Annotated in this window: 17 protein-coding genes and 2 pseudogenes; 13 read left to right on the top strand and 6 right to left on the bottom strand. The window is 59.6% G+C overall.

Features of this window, described 5'->3' with window-relative positions:
- Positions 1-9: 9 nt before the first annotated feature.
- From OYW20_RS21465 to dmeF, 3 genes are all read left to right on the top strand, one after another.
- Positions 10-1,224, top strand: a complete 1,215-nt coding sequence (locus tag OYW20_RS21465; RefSeq protein WP_268797915.1) for a cytochrome c — start codon at positions 10-12, stop codon at positions 1,222-1,224.
- Positions 1,225-1,405: 181 nt separating this feature from the next.
- The gene (locus OYW20_RS21460; protein ID WP_268797914.1) at positions 1,406-1,681 is read left to right on the top strand and encodes a metal/formaldehyde-sensitive transcriptional repressor; all 276 of its coding nucleotides are present in this window, start codon (positions 1,406-1,408) and stop codon (positions 1,679-1,681) included.
- Between the two features lie 11 nt (positions 1,682-1,692).
- Positions 1,693-2,643, top strand: a complete 951-nt coding sequence (gene dmeF / locus OYW20_RS21455; protein ID WP_268797913.1) for a CDF family Co(II)/Ni(II) efflux transporter DmeF — start codon at positions 1,693-1,695, stop codon at positions 2,641-2,643.
- Positions 2,644-2,652: 9 nt separating this feature from the next.
- Here dmeF and OYW20_RS21450 read toward each other — a convergent pair whose 3' ends face one another.
- Positions 2,653-3,603 carry a LysR family transcriptional regulator gene (locus OYW20_RS21450; protein ID WP_268797912.1) on the bottom strand — a complete coding sequence of 317 codons (951 nt, stop codon included), beginning with the start codon at positions 3,601-3,603 and terminating at the stop codon, positions 2,653-2,655.
- A gap of 248 nt (positions 3,604-3,851) precedes the next feature.
- Between OYW20_RS21450 and OYW20_RS21445 the strand changes: the two genes are divergently transcribed.
- The 4 genes from OYW20_RS21445 to mmsB all read left to right on the top strand — a co-directional run bounded on the left by OYW20_RS21445 (position 3,852) and on the right by mmsB (position 7,794).
- Positions 3,852-4,499, top strand: coding sequence for an MFS transporter (locus OYW20_RS21445; protein WP_268797911.1), 648 nt, complete (start codon positions 3,852-3,854; stop codon positions 4,497-4,499).
- The gene (locus OYW20_RS21440) at positions 4,382-5,179 is read left to right on the top strand and encodes an MFS transporter (protein WP_328284794.1); all 798 of its coding nucleotides are present in this window, start codon (positions 4,382-4,384) and stop codon (positions 5,177-5,179) included. Before OYW20_RS21445 ends, OYW20_RS21440 begins: the two co-directional genes overlap by 118 nt.
- 54 nt (positions 5,180-5,233) lie before the next feature.
- Positions 5,234-6,760 carry a CoA-acylating methylmalonate-semialdehyde dehydrogenase gene (locus OYW20_RS21435; protein WP_268797909.1) on the top strand — a complete coding sequence of 509 codons (1,527 nt, stop codon included), beginning with the start codon at positions 5,234-5,236 and terminating at the stop codon, positions 6,758-6,760.
- Positions 6,761-6,909: 149 nt separating this feature from the next.
- The gene (gene mmsB / locus OYW20_RS21430) at positions 6,910-7,794 is read left to right on the top strand and encodes a 3-hydroxyisobutyrate dehydrogenase (RefSeq protein ID WP_268797908.1); all 885 of its coding nucleotides are present in this window, start codon (positions 6,910-6,912) and stop codon (positions 7,792-7,794) included.
- Between the two features lie 176 nt (positions 7,795-7,970).
- Here the strand turns inward: mmsB and OYW20_RS21425 are convergent, their stop codons facing one another.
- From OYW20_RS21425 to OYW20_RS21415, 3 genes are all read right to left on the bottom strand, one after another.
- Positions 7,971-8,513, bottom strand: a complete 543-nt coding sequence (locus OYW20_RS21425; protein WP_268797907.1) for an MOSC domain-containing protein — start codon at positions 8,511-8,513, stop codon at positions 7,971-7,973.
- Between the two features lie 140 nt (positions 8,514-8,653).
- The gene (locus OYW20_RS21420) at positions 8,654-8,998 is read right to left on the bottom strand and encodes a cupin domain-containing protein (protein ID WP_268797906.1); all 345 of its coding nucleotides are present in this window, start codon (positions 8,996-8,998) and stop codon (positions 8,654-8,656) included.
- Positions 8,999-9,058: 60 nt separating this feature from the next.
- Positions 9,059-9,982, bottom strand: coding sequence for a LysR substrate-binding domain-containing protein (locus OYW20_RS21415; RefSeq protein ID WP_268797905.1), 924 nt, complete (start codon positions 9,980-9,982; stop codon positions 9,059-9,061).
- Between the two features lie 75 nt (positions 9,983-10,057).
- On the opposite strand from OYW20_RS21415, the gene OYW20_RS21410 reads away from it, so the two are divergent.
- A complete protein-coding gene (locus OYW20_RS21410; protein WP_268797904.1) occupies positions 10,058-10,822 on the top strand; it encodes a sulfite exporter TauE/SafE family protein in 765 nt (254 codons plus the stop codon).
- Between the two features lie 39 nt (positions 10,823-10,861).
- A pseudogene (locus tag OYW20_RS21405) lies at positions 10,862-10,948 on the top strand (hypothetical protein); the annotation flags it as partial.
- A gap of 47 nt (positions 10,949-10,995) precedes the next feature.
- Here the strand turns inward: OYW20_RS21405 and OYW20_RS21400 are convergent.
- The gene (locus OYW20_RS21400; RefSeq protein ID WP_268797903.1) at positions 10,996-11,880 is read right to left on the bottom strand and encodes a LysR family transcriptional regulator; all 885 of its coding nucleotides are present in this window, start codon (positions 11,878-11,880) and stop codon (positions 10,996-10,998) included.
- A gap of 112 nt (positions 11,881-11,992) precedes the next feature.
- Between OYW20_RS21400 and OYW20_RS21395 the strand changes: the two genes are divergently transcribed.
- From OYW20_RS21395 to ggt, 3 genes and pseudogenes are all read left to right on the top strand, one after another.
- Positions 11,993-12,952: a DMT family transporter gene (locus OYW20_RS21395; protein ID WP_268797902.1), complete on the top strand. Its 960-nt coding sequence runs from the start codon at positions 11,993-11,995 to the stop codon at positions 12,950-12,952.
- Between the two features lie 223 nt (positions 12,953-13,175).
- Positions 13,176-13,921 (top strand): annotated as a pseudogene (locus tag OYW20_RS21390) (NAD(P)H-binding protein).
- 165 nt (positions 13,922-14,086) lie between these two features.
- Positions 14,087-15,754 (top strand): gamma-glutamyltransferase, encoded by a 1,668-nt coding sequence (gene ggt, locus OYW20_RS21385; protein WP_268797901.1) that lies wholly within the window; start codon positions 14,087-14,089, stop codon positions 15,752-15,754.
- 211 nt (positions 15,755-15,965) lie between these two features.
- On the opposite strand, the gene OYW20_RS21380 is transcribed toward ggt, so the two are convergent.
- The gene (locus tag OYW20_RS21380) at positions 15,966-17,549 is read right to left on the bottom strand and encodes a peptide chain release factor 3 (protein WP_268797900.1); all 1,584 of its coding nucleotides are present in this window, start codon (positions 17,547-17,549) and stop codon (positions 15,966-15,968) included.
- A 323-nt stretch (positions 17,550-17,872) separates the two neighbouring features.
- Between OYW20_RS21380 and OYW20_RS21375 the strand changes: the two genes are divergently transcribed.
- Positions 17,873-18,586 carry an ABC transporter permease gene (locus OYW20_RS21375; RefSeq protein ID WP_268797899.1) on the top strand — a complete coding sequence of 238 codons (714 nt, stop codon included), beginning with the start codon at positions 17,873-17,875 and terminating at the stop codon, positions 18,584-18,586.
- Positions 18,587-18,595 lie beyond the last annotated feature (9 nt).

Below are 18,595 nucleotides of genomic sequence, written 5' to 3'. Positions count from 1 at the left end.
AGCGCAGCCATGAAAATCTTTAACGGTGCGCTCGCGTTGGTGAGCGCCGCTTTTGCATTGACGGCGCAGGCCGCCGACCCCACCTTGATCAGCAAGGGCGAATACCTGACCCGTGCCGCCGACTGTGTGGCCTGTCACCTGGCGCCAGGTGGCAAACCTTACGCGGGCGGGCTTTCGTTCAAACTGCCGTTCGGCACGCTCTACTCGCCCAACATCACCCCAGACAAAGAGACCGGAATCGGCAATTGGACCGATGACGACTTTGTCAGTGCGCTGCAAAAAGGCGTCGGCAAGGATGGCAAACATTACTATCCGGCCTTCCCGTATACGTCTTACACGTTGATGTCCCGTGAAGACATTCTGGCGATCAAGGCGTACCTGTTCAGTCTGGAGCCGATCAACCAGAAGCCGCCAGAGAACGACCTGTCGTTCCCGTTCAATCAGCGCTGGGGCATGTTTTTCTGGAACGCGATTTTCGCCTCCAATGAGCGCTTCGTTCCGGACAGCAAGCAGTCAGCGGAATGGAATCGCGGTGCCTATCTGGTGCAAGGGCCGGGGCACTGTGGCGAATGCCATACGCCGCGCAACATCTTCCAGGCCATGAGCAAAGGCAATTCGTTGGCCGGTGGCGAGCTGGGCAACTGGCGAGCCTACAACATCAGTTCAGATGCTCAATACGGCATTGGCGCGTGGCCGGAGGAGTCACTGGTCAGCTACCTTTCCCAGGGTTACGCGCCGGGCTACGGGGGTGCGGGCGGTCCGATGGCCGATGCAGTCGAGCACAGCCTGCGTTATCTGGAGCCGGCTGACCTGAAGGCGATTGCCGTCTATCTCAAGTCCACGCCTGCTCGCAGCGAAGGCATCGCAAGACCTGCGGCCAAGGTCAATGATCAGGTCGCGAGCGGCTTGGGGCACAAGGTCTTTGCTGACGCCTGCGCTGCGTGTCACCGCCTGGACGGTACCGGCAACCAGTCGCCGGTCGCGATGTTGCTCGGCCTCAAAACCGTCAACGACCCGGCAGGTACCAACCTGATGGCCACGTTGCTGGGCGGGCACACACAAGCTGCGTTGCGCGTCGATCAGCGCATGCCGGACTTTGCCCGTGCTTATAACGACACGGAACTCGCCGCAGTCAGCACCTTCGTGCTGCGTCGTTTCGGTCAGAGCAACGGAGAGGTCAAGGCCGCTGACGTGGCCAAAGGGCGTGAAACCTCGTTGCATTGACGGCGATGAATCTGGCGCGGGCACTTGAGGGCCCGCGCTGAGCCGCTCACGTCTAAAACCGTCGCGTATCTATGGCTCTCCGGGCAATCCGGAGTAGCCGCGACAAATCTGGAAAACTCATTGCAATGTCTTCTTCAATAGGTACAACATCCGCGTTCTGGATAGGGTAGGGGGGTATGGTATGTCGCACGTCAAATCAGGCAAGGATGACCTGCTCAAGCGCGTAAAGCGCATCGCGGGGCAGATTCAGGCGGTAGAGCGCGCACTCGTTTCAGATGACGACTGTGCGAAAACCCTGCATCTCGTAGCGGCCACTCGCGGCGCCATCAACGGGCTAATGGACGAGATCATCGAAGACCACGCACGTGAACACGTCGCCAACCCTGGGTTAAGCGATGAAGAGCGGGCCAAGGGCGTGGAAGAACTGCTCGAAGCCATTCGGCGCTACACCAAATAGGGTTCACCACTATGAGCAATGCACACGCCAGCTATACGCACGACCATGTGTTTCTCGGCGCCTCTCACGATGAGAACGCCAAGCGCACGCTTTGGGTGGTGGCGCTGACCGTCGTCATGATGGTCGCTGAAATCGCCGCCGGTTATATCACCGGGTCAATGGCGCTTCTGGCGGACGGCTTTCACATGGCAACGCACGCGGGCGCGTTGGGCATCGCCGCCGCCGCGTACAGCTACGCCAAGCGTCACGCAGGCAGCGCGCGATACAGTTTTGGCACGGGCAAAGTCGGCGATCTGGGCGGGTTCGCGTCTGCTCTGATTTTGGGGCTGGTCTCCATCGGCATCGCCGCCGAATCATTGATGCGGCTTTTTGAACCGACCCGCGTCGAGTTCGGCACAGCGACCCTCATCGCAGTTGTCGGGCTTGTGGTGAATATCGTGAGTGCGTTCCTGCTGTCGGGGAGCCATGGTCATCAGCACGGCCATTCTCACGGTCATGGGCACGATCACCCTCACGATCACGGTCACCCACACGCGGCACACGGTCAGGACAACAACCTGCGTTCCGCTTACGTGCACGTGCTGGCTGATGCGCTGACCTCGATTCTCGCCATCGCGGCGTTACTGGCAGGTAAATTCCTGGGTTGGGTGTGGCTCGATCCGGCCATGGGCATTGTGGGCGCCTTGGTTATCGCCCGGTGGGCCTGGTCACTTATGCGCGACACCTCAGGCGTTCTGCTTGATCAGACCGACAATCATTTGGCGCAGGAAATTCGCGAAATCCTTGAAAGCTCAGGAGACGTGCGGATCACTGACCTGCACGTCTGGCGAGTGGGGCCTGAGGCGCGCGCTGCCATCGTTAGCGTCATGGGCGACGCCACTGTCGATGCAGACAGCATTCGCCAGCGATTGAGCCCGGTCCACGAAGTCACGCACCTGACGGTGGAATACCGCAGCGTCTAAGCCCGGAGGCTAGGGGGAAATGAACTGCACGGCGTTCGTTTGCCCCAATAAAAACGCCTTGTTCTGTTCAGTGCTTTCCCTGATGTAATCCCACAGCAGCGTAATCCTCTTGAGCTTGCGCAAGTCCTCGCGGCAGTACATCCAGAACTGCCGGGTGATGTTCACGTCTTGCTCCAGCACAGGCAGCAGCCTTGCATCCTGCGCTGCCAGGAAGCACGGCAGAATCGCCAGCGCCCGGCCTTGTAACGCGGCGACGTATTGAGCGATGACGCTGGTGCTGCGCAGTGTGGCGTGGGCGCCGGGCAGCAGATTGCTCAGATACAACAACTCTGAACTGAACGCCAGATCATCGACGTAACTGACAAAAGCATGCTCGGTCAGGTCCTCGGTGCGAATGATCGGCGCGTGGTTATCCAGATAATCCTGGGTCGCGTACAGCCGCAGACTGTAGTCGCACAACTTGCAGCACACGTAAGGCCCGTGTTCGGGCCGCTCCAATGCGATGACAATGTCGGCTTCACGCTTGGACAGGCTGATGAAGTGCGGCAGCGGCAGAATATCGACTGAAATCGCCGGGTACTTATCGGTGAAACGACTCAGTTGCGGGGTGATGAAAAAGCTGCCGAACCCTTCGGTGCAACCCATCCGCACATGCCCGGACAACGCCACGCCAGACCCCGAAACCTGCTCGCAGGCAATGTGCAGCGTGCTCTCGATGGACTCGGCAGACCCCAGCAAACGCTGGCCTTCGGCAGTCAGTACAAAGCCATTATTGCGCGACTTTTCGAACAGCAAAGTGCCAAGTGAAGCTTCCAGCGAGTTGATGCGCCGCGACACGGTGGTGTAATCAACCGAGAGGCGCTTGGCCGCTGTACTCGCCTTGCGGGTACGGGCCACTTCCAGAAAAAACTTCAGATCGTCCCAGTTCAATCCGCTCAGGGACGTGATGTTTTTTTGCATGTTGAACCTGCTTTTATGTGCGTTTTTATTAGAAGTTTGCACATCTATACTCCAGGCCTGTTCAAGGAGCCAGCACACTCTGTAGGCGCCAATTCATTCGCGTGGCGTCCGATCTGTTTCAACGCTGACGGCGCTTCGCCAACACGTTGGCTCCTACAGCCATCATCGATATGGGATCTAACGCATCTGATCATCGCCTCACCCACACGCCATAACACCCTGCACAACAATAATAAGCGGAGGAGTTTATGAAGCACGCGATAACCGCAGGCCACGGCGCACTCGACGCCAGCCCTGCCAAGCAAGCCAAATCCTATCGCCTGGCCGGTGCTGCGAGCATGGCGGGCACGACCATCGAGTGGTACGACTTTTTCCTGTACGGCACGGCCGCGGCCCTGATCTTCAACAAGATTTTCTTTCCGGCGCTGGACCCGATCATGGGTGTGCTCGCTGCCTTCGCGACTTACGCCGTGGGGTTTCTCGGAAGGCCGCTGGGCGGGGTCGTGTTCGGCCACTTTGGTGACAGGATCGGCCGCAAGTCGATGCTCCTGTTCACGCTGATGCTGATGGGGATTCCTACGATCATCATCGGCCTGATTCCTACCTACGAGCAGATCGGCTACTGGGCTGCGGTCATACTGGTTGCGATGCGGTTTTTGCAGGGCATGGCGGTCGGTGGCGAGTGGGGCGGCGCGGTGCTGATGGCCGTGGAACACGCCCCGGAAGGTAAAAAGGCTTCTACGGCAGCTTGCCGCAAACCGGCGTCGGTGCAGGCCTGGTGCTTGCTTCACTGGCGATGGGGCTGGTCGCGAAGCTGCCGGAGGCTGACATGCTCAGTTGGGGCTGGCGGCTACCGTTTCTGGCCAGCATCGTGTTGCTCGGTGTCGGCTGGTTGATCCGTTTGAAAGTCCCGGAGTCGCCCGATTTCGAGAAGCTCAAACACGACAATATCGCAGTCAAAGTGCCGCTGTTCCGGGTATTTCGCGACCATCCGCGGGAAACCCTGACCATCATTGGCGCGCGCACTGCCGAGAACGCCTGGTTCTACATATCTGTCACGTTTGCGCTGGCGTACGCGGCCAACCAACTGCAGATCCCTCGCGGCGACGTGCTCAATGCAATCACGGCAGGCGCCGCCTTGTCGCTGATCACGATGCCGTTGTGCGGGGCGCTGTCTGACAGGGTCGGTCAGAAACGTCTTTATTTCGCTGGGCTTTTGCTGCTCTGTGCCTTCGTTTATCCGTTCTTCGCCATGCTTGGCAGCCGTGAACCACAACTCGTCTGGTGGGCGATGGTGCTGGCGGTCGGCGTGGTCTTTCCCATCCTGTATGCCCCGGAATCACTGCTGTTCGCTCGCCAATTCCCGGCGGAGATTCGCTACAGCGGTATCTCGGTGTCAGTGCAGTTAGCGGGCGTCCTGGGCGGTGGATTCGCCCCGATGATCGCCACCCAACTGCTCGCGGTGGGCGGTGGCAGCCCGCACTACGTGATTGCCTACCTGATCGGCATGGCGCTGATTGCGCTGGTCTGCACGGCGCTGATGAAGCGTGATCCGCCGCGTCAAAGGCCGTCCTGAACTTTACGTTGCGGGCGGCCCCGGCGGCCGTTTGCTGGAATGGAGATTGTGGAAATGAACGCATCATTGAACAAGAACAACACCACCGTGGCCCGCGTGAAGCTGCTCATCGATGGGCAGTGGATCGAGTCGCAAACCCATGAATGGCTGGATGTGATCAACCCCGCCACTCAGCAAGTGCTGGCGCAGGTGCCATTTGCCACGACGGCCGAAGTCGATGCCGCCGTGGCTGCGGCGCACAACGCATTCAAGACCTGGCGCCTGACCCCGATTGGCGCGCGGATGCGCATCATGCTCAAGCTTCAGGCGTTGATTCGTGAGCATTCCTCACGCATCGCTGCCGTACTCAGTGCCGAGCAGGGCAAGACCATTGCCGACGCCGAGGGTGACATCTTTCGCGGTCTGGAAGTGGTCGAGCACGCGTGCTCCATCGGCACGTTGCAGATGGGCGAATTCGCTGAAAACGTCGCAGGGGGCGTCGATACCTACACGCTGCGTCAGCCCATCGGCGTGTGCGCAGGCATCACGCCGTTCAACTTCCCGGCGATGATCCCGTTGTGGATGTTCCCGATGGCCATCGCGTGCGGCAATACCTTCGTCCTCAAACCGTCCGAGCAGGACCCGATGTCGACGATGTTGCTGGTGGAGTTGGCCGTCGAAGCGGGCGTCCCGGCAGGCGTGCTCAACGTGGTACACGGTGGCAAAGACGTGGTGGATGCGATCTGCACGCACAAGGATATAAAAGCCGTGTCCTTCGTGGGGTCGACGGCGGTTGGCACCCATGTGTATGAGCTGGCGGGCAAGCACGGCAAGCGCGTGCAATCGATGATGGGCGCGAAAAACCACGCCGTTGTACTGCCTGACGCCAACCGTGAGCAGACCCTCAATGCCTTGGTTGGAGCGGGGTTCGGTGCGGCAGGGCAACGCTGCATGGCGACATCGGCGGTGGTGATGGTGGGCGCTGCCAGGCAGTGGTTGCCGGAGCTGAAAGCACTCGCGCAAAAACTGAAAGTGAATGCTGGCAACGAGGCGGGTACCGATGTCGGGCCGGTGATTTCCAGGCGCGCCAAACAGCGCATTCTCGATCTGATTGCCAGCGGCGTGAAAGAAGGCGCGACGCTCGAGCTCGACGGTCGCAATATCACAGTTCCGGGCTATGAGGAGGGCAACTTTGTCGGCCCGACGCTGTTCACGGGCGTGACCACCGAGATGCAAATCTACACTCAGGAAATATTCGGCCCGGTGTTGGTGGTGCTTGAAGTCGACACGCTGGATCAGGCGATAGCACTGGTTAACGCCAACCCGTTCGGCAACGGCGTCGGACTGTTTACCCAGAGCGGCGCGGCAGCCCGCAAGTTTCAGAGCGAAATCGACGTTGGCCAGGTGGGCATCAACATCCCGATTCCGGTGCCCGTGCCGTTTTTCAGCTTCACCGGTTCACGTGGCTCGAAGCTGGGTGATCTCGGTCCGTACGGCAAACAGGTGGTGCAGTTCTACACTCAGACCAAGACCGTCACCAGTCGCTGGTTTGATGACGACAGCGTGAATGACGGGGTGAATACCACGATCAATTTGAAATGATGCTTTGACAGTAGGAGCGCGCTTGGTCTGGGCCGCATCCGGAGGATATCTGTGTGCCAGTTACCGGATTCGCTGCAGGAAAACTGCCATCTCGGACAGGCGCGCTCCTACAGTCCAGATTGCATCGCTATTTTGCGGAGACAACAGCAATGAAAATCGCATTTATCGGACTGGGTAACATGGGCGCGCCGATGGCGCGAAACCTGATCAAGGCCGGACATGACCTCAACCTGTACGACCTCAATCAGCAAGTGCTGGCCGAACTTGCGGCCGTCGGCGGACGCATCACCGAGTCCCCTCGCCACGCGGCGCAAGGTGTCGAGCTGGTCATCACCATGCTGCCCGCCGCAGCTCACGTACGCAGTGTTTATCTGGGCGAAGAGGGCGTGCTGGCAGGTATCAGTGCCGGCGTCCCTGCGGTCGATTGCAGCACGATTGATCCGCAGACGATTCGTGACGTCGCCACCGTTGCCGGCAAGCAGGGCGTGACGCTGGGAGACGCGCCGGTGTCTGGCGGTACGGGCGGTGCGCAGGCTGGCACGCTGACTTTCATGGTGGGCGCCAGCGCAGAACACTTCGCCACGCTCAGACCGATCCTTGCGCAGATGGGCAAAAACATCGTGCATTGCGGCGGCATCGGCACCGGCCAGATCGCCAAGATCTGCAACAACCTGCTGCTTGGAATCTCCATGATCGGCGTTGCCGAAGCCATGGCGCTGGGCAACAGCCTGGGCATCGACACACACGTGCTGGCGGGGGTTATCAACAGCTCGACCGGACGTTGCTGGAGCTCGGAAATCTACAACCCCTGGCCTGGCATCGTCGACACCGCGCCAGCGTCACGCGGTTACACGGGCGGTTTTGGCGCAGACCTGATGCTCAAGGATCTGGGCCTTGCGACCGAGGCCGCCAAGGTCGCCCACCAACCGGTGATCCTCGGCGCCATCGCCCAACAGCTCTACCAGGCCATGAGCCTGCGCGGCGACGGCGGCAAGGATTTCTCGGCGGTGATCGAGGCATATTTGAATAAGTGAGACTGCAATACACGATGCAGTCGGCGACGCCAAATCCTGTAGGAGTCAACTTGTTGGCGAGACGTCTTCGCGGTTGAATCAGGGTCGACGCCACGCGAATGAATTCGCGCCTACAGATCGAGACCGCAGCAAGCGGCGATGCAGTTGGCCGACGCCAATTTCTGTAAACCGCTCCGTCAAACCCGCTCAAGCTTGCGATGGGGCAGCGCCGGGAGCTTCACGATCAGGTCATCGCCCTGGCGCACCACGCCGCCTTTTATCACCACGGCCATGACGCCTGTCTTGCGAATGATCTCGCCATCGGGTTTGCGTTCGACTACGGCCGACAGCAGCCCTTTCTGAAGCCGGTCTATCTGCGAACAGGGATTACGCAGGCCGGTCAGCCGCACTACAGCGCAGTCGCCCAGTCGCAGTTCGGTATCGACCGGGAGCGCCAGCAAGTCAACGCCGCGAGTGGTGACGTTTTCGCCGAGCATCGAGGCTTCGACTGAAAATCCTTGCTCGCGCAGCTCATCGAACAATTCGCCGTGGATCAGGTGGACCTGACGCAAATTGGCGCGGGTCGGGTCCCGTGCGACGTCGGACCTGTGCTTAACGGTGACGCCGCAGTGCGCGTCACCTTCGACGCCCAGGCCTTCGAGCAGGGTGATTTCCCCGGTGGCGTGTTTGCTGAATGTGTGGCCGGGGCTCAAGCTGACAGCGGTGATAGTGGCATTCATGGCTTCAGGACACCTCAGGATGCAAAACCGGAAAGCTCAAGACTAGGCAACATCGCCGGGGCTTGCCAGCCAAAAACAGTCATGCAGGCTGTGGAATGAAGCTCCTTGTTACGGGAGCTTGTGCCAGTCAGCGGGGCGCATCAGGCAAACACAAAATACTTGCGAACGGTCTCGACCACTTCCCACGTGCCTTTCATGCCGGGTTCGACCACGAAGATATCGCCCGCACGCAAGTGGATCGGCTCCATGCCGTCGGGCGTGATGATGCAGTAGCCCTCACGGAAATCGCAGTATTCCCACTTCACATATTCAACCCGCCATTTGCCGGGGGTGCAGATCCAGGTCCCCATGATTTTGCTGCCGTCTTCGCTGGTGTAGGCGTTGAGGTTGACGGTGTGCGGTTCGCCCTCGATGCGTTCCCATTTGCAGGCGTCGACGACGGGCAACGGTGTGGTGTCGCGAAGAACGGTGATCGGCTTAGACATGACAGCTCCAGATGAGAGGCAAAGATTGCGCTCGCACACCTTAGGGCTGACGCGATGTTGTCAGTTGTCTGGGCTCGACATCGGGATGCCCAGAAGCGCGATATCGGGTGCCAATGCGCGTACCAGGGTGGTGGCGTAAACAGGCAGCGCGTTGAAATCCTGCGCACACAGCAACAGCGTGCGGTCTGCCCACGCATCGCTCAACGGCAGGCATTTGAATCGTGCTGAATCCTGAAACCGTTTGGCAGCCGCGCGCGGCACGATGCCCAGCCCGGCGCCGCGTGCGACCATGCGCATTACACCGTCATAGCTCTCTGCACGTATGCGGATGTCCAGACGGCGACCGGCGTGCACTGCCTGCTCTTCGAGATAGATCGCCATGGCGCTGGTGATGCTCAGGCCGACGAATGGGTAATCCAGGCCCTGTACGAAACGCACGGTGTCGTTGACGCAAAGGGCATGATCGTGCGGCGCGATCACTATCAGCGGATCGGCGCGAAACGGCAGGGTTTGCAGGCCGCTGGCGTCCACGGCGTCGGAGATGATCCCCAGGTCCGCCGTACCGCTGCGCACCGCTTGCAGGATGCGCAGGCTGGGATGCTCTTCCAGATTGATGTCGATATTTGGATGATCCGCCAGAAACACTGCGAGCAACTCCGGCAGGTATTCACTTAATGCCGAGGTGTTGCACAACAGGCGGATCTGCCCCTTGAAACCGTGGACATAACCCTTGAGATCCACCTGCATGCGCGCCACCTGTTGCAGGATCAGCCGGGCGTGTTGCGCCAGCGCTTTGCCCGCGGGTGTCGGCGTTACCCCGCGTCGTCCTCTGTCGAGGAGTGCTATCCCCAGCGATGCCTCCAGACCGCGAATGCGTGCGCTTGCCGACGCCAGCGACAGATGACAGAGCGCTGCGCCCGCGGTGATGTTGCCACTGTCAAGAATGTGCAGAAAAAGCTTGAGGTCAATCAGGTCAAATTGCATGGCTCTGTCCAGAACTGAGGCTGGCTCAGTATATGGCAGATTTTCAAGCGGCCAAGTCACAGGCACGATGGCCCCATGAATACACTTTTCGGGATGTACCACACCATCGGCGTGAGCCTTTCTGCGCTGGTGCTAATCACCTTTCTGCTGGCAGGCACCGTGAAGGGCATGATCGGTATGGGACTGCCGACAGTTGCCATGGGGCTGCTGGGCCTGGCTATGTTGCCGGCGCAGGCTGCGGCGTTACTGATCGTTCCATCCATGTTCACCAACGTTTGGCAGTTGATGGCGGGCGGGCACCTGCGCGGTTTGATCCGGCGTCTATGGCCCGTGCTGACGATGATTTGCGTCGGCACCTTTGCAGGATCGCTCTGGCTGGGCATCGGCAGCGGCAAATCCATGGGGCATGCATTGGGCGCCGCGCTGCTGGTTTATGCGTTGTGCGGGTTGTTTTTACCAACGCTCAAGGTGCCGCCCGCTGCCGAGCGCTGGTTGGGGCCGCTGTGTGGGCTCATCACGGGGATCATCACATCGGCGACGGGCGTCTTCGTGATCCCGGTGGTGCCCTACATTCAGGGGCTGGGGCTGGACCGCAACGAACTGGTTCAAGCGTTGGGCCTGTCTTTCACGATATCAACCCTCGCGCTCGGCGCTGGCTTGTTCTGGAATGGGGAGCTGGGCGGTAGCGAAATCGGGGCGTCAATCCTGGCGCTGATCCCGGCGTTGCTGGGGATGATGATTGGCCAATGGCTGCGACGGCGCATCAGTGCGATCTGGTTCAGGCGAGTGTTCTTTATCGGCATGGCGGCGTTGGGCGTGCACTTGATGATTGCTGGGTGAATGCCCTGCGGGCGCCACCCTGGGGTAAAAGCATTCACTGTGTATTACCGCAACTCACAGCTGGCGTTGAGGATTCAATGCTTTCTGGATTTCATTCAGCAAAAGCTGGCGCGCTACGCGACGTGAGTCTTCGAGCGACGCTGGATCAGTGGCACTGCTCTGTAGGCGCGAATTCATTCGAGCGGCGTCAGGGCTGGCTCGAACTCAGCGCGCAACATCGCCACGAACGCGTCACGCGCCGGGTGGTGTTCAGAGTGTTCGTGCCAGTAGAACAGGTTGTCGACCGAGGTCAGTTCCGCGAACTCATAGCCCACCCAGCCCGCGCCTTTTCGGTATTGCTCGAACACGCCTTTGGGCACCAGCGCAACGCCAGCTCCCGCGCTGACGCAGCCGACAATCGTCCCGTAATTGGCGATGCTGATGATCGGCTGGGTCTGCCCGCTTTGCAGCAGCCAGCGTTCCAGCGCCGCACGATAAGGACATCCTTCCGGCCACATGAAGATCGATTTGCCTTGCAGGTCGGCGGCGCTGTGGACCGGGCCAAGGGACTCCGGCGCGATCAACACCAGGTCCTCCCGGTACATGCTGGTGCGGCGCAACTGTGGGCGTTTGACATCGATGGCAACGATCGCGCCGTCGAGCTTGTTGTTCTGCGTCGCGTCCAGCAACTGCATCCCGGTGCCGGTGATCAGCTCCAGGGAAACGTCCGGGTAGCGAGCGTGGTACTTGGCCAGCAATCTGGGCAATCGCGCCGTGGCCGAAGATTCAATCGCGCCGATTCTCAAAGGCCCCGAGGGCGCTGCGTCGGGGTGAACGGCACGCTTGGCTTCGTCTGCCAGCGTCAGCATCCTGGCCGCGTACGTCAGGAATATTTCCCCGGCCGGGCTGATTTTCAAGCCCCGGCCTTGCCGGTAAAACAGCGCGATACCCAGCTCAGCCTCCAGCGCTTTTATGCGTGCGGTGATGTTGGAAGGGACGCAATGCAACACCTCCGCCGCCCGGGCGATGCTGCCGGTGTCGTAGACGGTCTTGAACATGCGGATCTGGGTCAGTTCCATTGCTCATCCAAAGTGAATGGTTGGGTCATTATTGTTCGGTTGTGGTGAGCATAGGTTGTTTCGATACTGGTGGCGAAGGCTTGAATCACGGCCTGCCCAACGGAGTATCGAGATGAACGTACTGACTGATCCGGTGCCCCTGTCGAGCGGGCTGAGCGACGCCGACAGGCGCAAAGGCGAGCGTTGGAAAATCCTGAAAATCAGCCTTGCAACGCTGTTTGTGGTGACGTGCTGGGGGTTCTCCCCGACGGGTATCCGTATCGGTTTGCTGGGCTATGATCCCGGCCATCTGGCCTTGCTGCGGTTTCTGATCGCGTCGTTGTTCATGGCGCTGATCGCCTCGTCGATGAGGATTGCCCTGCCGCGCCTGAAAGACATTCCGCTGTTGGCGGTCCTCGGGTTTTTCGCGGTCAGCCTGCACCATATCGCGCTTAACTTCGGGCAGTCCGGCGTCAGCGCTGGCGCGTCGAGTGTGTTGGTGCAGTCAACGCCGCTGTTCACCGCGCTATTGGCGCATTTCGTCTTCAAAGAGCGTGTCAGCCCTTGGCGTTGGGGCTGCGTGGTGCTGGGCATGATCGGCGCCGCGATTGTCGTGACCGGAGATCGCGGATTCGGGCACCTGGATACGCGCGGTTTGCTGATCCTGCTGGCAGCGTTTTCGTGGAGCGTTTATTTCTCGCTGCAAAAACGTCATTCCCACCGGTATGACGGGCTGACCATGGTCTGTTACACGGTCTGGTCCGGCACGGCCATTCTGCTGATTTACCTGCCGGGACTGGCCACTGAGGTCCTCAATGCGCCAATGCGAGTCAACGTGGCGGTGGGCGTGCTGGGTCTGTTTCCCAGCGCACTGGCCTATCTGGCGTGGGCTTACGTGCTCAACCACATGGACGTGAGCCGCGCGTCCATGAGCCTGTACCTGACGCCACCGATGGCCATTGCGATTGCTTCGGCAATGCTCGGCGAGTTGCCTTCACCGATGGTGATCGTCGGTGCGGTCGTGGTGTTGATCAGCGTGTTGGCGCTGAACCTGCGCCGCGAGCGAGTGGTTATTTTCCCGGTTTCGCGATGAGTTTCTGTAGGCGCGAATTCATTCGCGATGCGGTCTCTCAGGTACAGATTTAGGTTGGATCTGCCGACGTCTCGCGAATGAATTCGCTGCTACAGATCCTGCGCCGAGGGTCACTGGATTCGTGAATCAAAGGCAATAGTCATTTGGTTTTTCGTGTCTTTTTTGAATGCAGTTAGCGGCCGATACTCACTCCCATCGTTCAAATTCACAACGGGAGTCAGCCATGAACATCTTCATCACCGGCGCCGCAGGTTTCATCGGCGGCTCCATCGCAACCGGGCTTGTACAGCGCGGGCATCACGTCACGGGCTTGGTGCGCAGCGCCGAGCAAGCCGAGCAAATGAAGGCTCTCGGTATCGTGCCGGTCATCGGCACGCTTGAGGACAGCGCACTGCTCACCGAGCAGGCTTGTCAGTCGGATGGCGTGATCAACGCAGCCAGCAGCGACCATCGCGGTGCAGTCATTGCGCTGATCGAAGGTTTGAAGGGCTCCAACAAACCGTTCCTGCACACCAGTGGTTCGAGCATCGTCGGTGATGCGTCGGGTGGCAAAGGCGGTGGTCATGTGTTTCATGAAGGACAACTGCCCGCCGCAACGCCAGACAAAGCCGCACGTGTAGCCATCGATGACCTGGTGATAACGTGTGGTCCAACGTATTCATAGAAGACGTAGTCGAGTTGTACGCGCTGGCACTGGAGAAGAATCCGGCTGGCACCTTTTATTTTGTCGAGAGCGGTGAAGCCTCGTTCGTCGACATGACCAACGCGATGGCCGAAGCCTTGGGTTTGGGTATGTCCGAAGACTGGCCGCTGAAAGACGCCGAAGCCGAGTGGGGTTATGAGATGGCCAATTACGGCCTGGGCTCCAACAGCCGCGTGCGCGGTTACAACGCCCGTGAACTGTTGGGCTGGGTGCCTAAACGCACGTCGGTGATCGAGTGGATCCGCAACGACATGATCAAAGCCTGACGTCTGCGATAACAGGAGAGCGGCCACCTTCAGATGGCCGTTTGCGTTTTAGAGCAAGTTTCATCATTAATGACAGCGCAAAACTTTAGTCTTCTTCAGCACCCGGACAGCAGCCGTACAGCACGCGCGTACGATGCTGACGCACCACGCCAATAAGGAAGCCTCATGCGAGTCGTTATGCTCAAGACCCTCGCGCTGTCGGTCATTTTTTCCGCCAGTACGCCGGTATTCGCTCTTGCCCTGGAGGGTGGGGCGGTTGCATCGCCCGATCAATACGGCGCAGACGTTGCGGCGCAGATTCTCAAGAAAGGCGGTAACGCCGTCGATGCCGCTGTCGCCACCGCGTTCACCCTTGCCGTGACCTATCCCGAAGCCGGGAACATCGGTGGCGGGGGCTTCATGACGTTGTTCATGAATGGCAAACCGTACTTCCTCGACTACCGCGAAACAGCCCCGAAGGCAGCTACCCGGGACATGTACCTGGATGAAAAAGGCGAAGTCATCAAGGGCATGAGCCTGGTCGGCGCTCGGGCTGCCGGTGTGCCCGGCACCGTCATGGGGTTGTGGGAGGCGCATGAGAGGTTCGGCAGGTTGCCTTGGTCGGAGCTGCTGACGCCAGCCATTGGTTACGCGAAAAACGGCTTCAAAGTTGCCGACAAGCAATACATGTATGGCGCCGAGGCAATTAAGGAACTCAACGGCAAAACCAACTTTGGCGACTACTTCGGCAACATGAAGACGGGCGAGATGCTCCGTCAGCCAGAGCTGGCAAAAACCCTTGAGCGCATCGCCAATAAGGGTGCCAACGAGTTCTACCAAGGCCAGACCGCCGACTTGTTGGTGGCGCAAATGCAGCATGACAAGGGGCTGATCACCAAGCAGGACTTGCAGGATTACAAAGCGGTCTGGCGCAAGCCGCTGCACGTCAACTGGCAGGGCAATACGCTGTACACCGCGCCGCTGCCAAGTTCTGGCGGCGTTGCATTGGCGCAGTTGATCGGCATCAAAGAGGAGCTGGCAGACGATTTCAAAGGTGTGCCACTCAACTCTGCACGCTACGTTCACTTGATGGCCGAAATTGAAAAGCGCGTATTCGCCGACCGCGCCAACTATCTGGGCGACCCGGATTTCTCAGTCGCGCCAGTCGATCAGTTGACCGACCACGCTTACCTCGTCAAGCGAGCTCATGAGGTCAACCCGACAGCGATCTCGCCGACCGAAAACGTCAAGGCGGGCCTTGAGTCTCACCAGACCACGCACTTTTCTATCGTCGACTCAAAAGGCAATGCGGTCAGCAACACCTACACCCTGAACTGGGATTACGGCAGCGGCGTGGTGGTCAAAGGCGCGGGCTTCTTGCTCAATGACGAGATGGATGATTTCAGTGCCAAGCCGGGTGTGGCCAATGCATTTGGCGTGGTCGGTGGCGACGCCAATGCGATTGAACCCGGCAAGCGCATGTTGTCGTCGATGAGCCCAAGCCTGGTGACTCGTGGAGGGCAGGTGACACTGGTGTTGGGAACGCCAGGCGGCTCGCGGATCTTCACCACCGTGTTTCAGGTGCTGAACAACATCTACGATTTCCACATGCCGCTCAAAGACGCCGTAGCGGCTGCGCGCGTGCATCATCAGTTGTTGCCCAAGGACACGATCTATACCGAGAACTTCGCACCACTCGCCGCGCCTGTGGCCGATGAGCTGAAAGCCATGGGCTACACACTCAAGGAACAGGGCTGGTCGATGGGCAACGTGCAGGCGATCAAGATCGATGGCAGCAAGGTCGAAACCGCGTCCGATCCGCGTGGGCGGGGAGTGGGGATGGTGGTGAAGTGAGGGTATGACGGCTGATTACCGAGTCTGCCGTCAGACGCAAAACTGGCTCGCTGCGCTGCCCGAATGTAGGAGCGCGCTTGCCCGCGAATGGTAGGTACATCCGACACATGTCTGTCGTTCGAACCTAAGCTTCGCGGGCAAGCGCGCTCCTACAGGGTGTTTTGTCTGGCAGCAGATCGGGTGCGATCTGCAGATTGACCGTCAGCCGCGCTTAATGATGCTCGCGCGTTGCGCGGAATTTCACATCGGGCCAGCGCTCTTCCATCAGCGCCAGATTGACCCGCGTCGGGGCGAGGTAAGTCAGGTGACCGCCGCCATCGAGCGCCAGGTTTTCTGCGGCCTTGTTCTCGAATTCCTCCAGCTTCTTTTTGTCCCCGCACTCAATCCAGCGCGCTGACCAGACCGTGATCGGCTCGTATGCGCACTCGACCTTGTATTCTTCCTTCAAACGACTGGCGACTACATCGAACTGCAGCACACCGACGGCGCCGAGAATGATGTCGTTGCTACGCTGCGGGAAGAACACCTGCGTGGCGCCTTCTTCGGCCAGTTGCTGCAGTCCCTGACGCAGTTGCTTGGATTTGAGCGGATCTTTCAGGCGCACGCGGCGAAACAGCTCAGGCGCAAAGTGCGGAATACCCGTGAAGCCCAGTGCTTCGCCTTCAGTGAACGTGTCGCCGATCTGGATCGTGCCGTGGTTATGCAGGCCGATGATGTCACCCGCGTAGGCTTCTTCGAGCTGCTCACGCTCCGAGGAGAAGAACGTCAGGGCATCACCGATACGCACGTCCTTGCCGGTACGCACATGGCGCATTTTCATGCCCTTGTCGTACTTGCCCGAACAGATGCGCATGAAGGCAATCCGGTCACGGTGTTTTGGGTCCATGTTCGCCTGGATCTTGAACACAAAGCCTGCAAACTTCTCTTCTTCCGGCTCAACCGTGCGTTCGTTGGCAACCCGTGCCAGTGGCAGTGGCGCCCAGTTCACGACGGCATCAAGCACGTGGTCCACGCCAAAGTTACCCAGCGCCGTGCCGAAGAACACCGGTGTCAGCTGGCCGTCCAGAAACTCCTGCTGATTGAATTCATGACACGCGCCCTGCACCAGTTCGAGTTGGTCAACGAAGCGGTCGTACTCGTCGCCCAAATGGTCACGGGCTTCGTCGGAGTCCAGCTTCTGGATGATCTTGACGTCGGTACGCTCGTGGCCGTGGCCTGCGGTGTAGACGATGATGTAGTCGTCGGCCAGGTGATACACGCCCTTGAAATCGCGGTAGCAACCAATCGGCCAGGTGATCGGCGCCGCCTTGATTTTCAGGACCGCTTCGATCTCGTCCAGCAACTCGATTGGGTCGCGAATGTCGCGGTCGAGCTTGTTGATGAAGCTCACGATAGGCGTATCACGCAGACGGCAAACGTCCATCAGTGCGATGGTCCTTGGCTCAACGCCTTTACCGCCGTCGAGCACCATCAGCGCCGAGTCGACGGCGGTCAGGGTGCGGTAGGTGTCTTCGGAAAAGTCTTCGTGGCCCGGTGTATCGAGCAGGTTGATCATGTGGTCGCGATACGGGAACTGCATGACCGACGTGGTGATGGAGATACCACGCTGTTTCTCCATTTCCATCCAGTCGGATGTCGCATGGCGGTCGGATTTACGGGATTTGACCGTACCGGCAATGGAAATGGCCTTGCCCATCAGCAGCAATTTTTCAGTGATGGTGGTCTTGCCCGCATCCGGGTGAGAAATGATGGCGAAAGTGCGGCGTTTCGCGACTTCGGCGGCCTGTCTGGTCATGGGAAATCGCCCGAGAGGTGATTCAAAAAAGGGCGGCGATTATAGCCCAAACACAGGCAATAACCGAACCGTTCAGTCGATAAAGGGTGGCCAGATAATGTCTCACGTGGGAACCTTTGCGACCGTGGAGACGTCCACTCCCTCGCAACAGCAAGCTTCGAGGGCTGCTAAATCAGCAAGTTAGCTTGACGAAGCTGCGCTCATGGCTTGTGAAATCGCCCTAACCGGCGACCCACCCGCTGCTCTTCGCGAACGTTCGCAAGGCTACCCGACAGGGTCAGTCAGGCGCGACGCGTTCGCCGACTGAAATAAGGAGTCCGCCTGTGGCTAATCGCTATGGCAAGGGGCTATTGGGAGGCGCGATCACTATCGTGCTCCTGGCCCTGCTGGTCCACTGGATCGGCATCGATACATTTAGGCAGTATCAAGATGATCTGCTGTTTTACCTGCAAGCGCATCTGTTGCTGGTGCTGGCGTCCATGCTTGCGGCGTTGGTGGTAGGCATCCCGACCGGGATCTTCCTGAGCCGGCCGAGCATGGTTCACCGTGCTGAACGCTTCATGCAGATCTTCAACATCGGTAACACCATCCCGCCACTCGCTGTACTTGCCATTGCTCTGGGGATTCTCGGCATCGGCAGCGGTCCGGCTATCTTCGCCCTTTTCCTCGCTTCGCTGCTGCCCATTGTGCGCAACACCTACGAAGGCCTGAAAAACGTTCAGGGCTCTCTCAAGGAAGCCGCCACCGGCATCGGCATGACCCCACGTCAGGTGCTGTGGCGCGTGGAGCTGCCGAACGCTGTGCCGATCATGATCGGTGGCGTGCGCGTGGCTCTGGCGATCAACGTCGGCACCGCGCCGCTGGCTTTCCTGATTGGCGCCAACAGCTTGGGCAGCCTGATTTTCCCCGGCATCGCCTTGAATAATCAGCCGCAATTGCTGCTGGGCGCGGTATGTACCGCGTTGCTCGCGCTGTTGCTCGATGGTCTGGTGACGCTGGGCAGCCGAATCTGGCTGGAACGCGGCCTCGCCCATTGAGTACGCCTG

Source organism: Pseudomonas sp. BSw22131 (genome assembly GCF_026810445.1).
GTDB classification, from domain to species: Bacteria; Pseudomonadota; Gammaproteobacteria; order Pseudomonadales; family Pseudomonadaceae; genus Aquipseudomonas; species Aquipseudomonas huanghezhanensis.
Note: the sequence above shows the minus strand (reverse complement) of the source record. Positions and strands in the feature narration are given on the sequence as shown.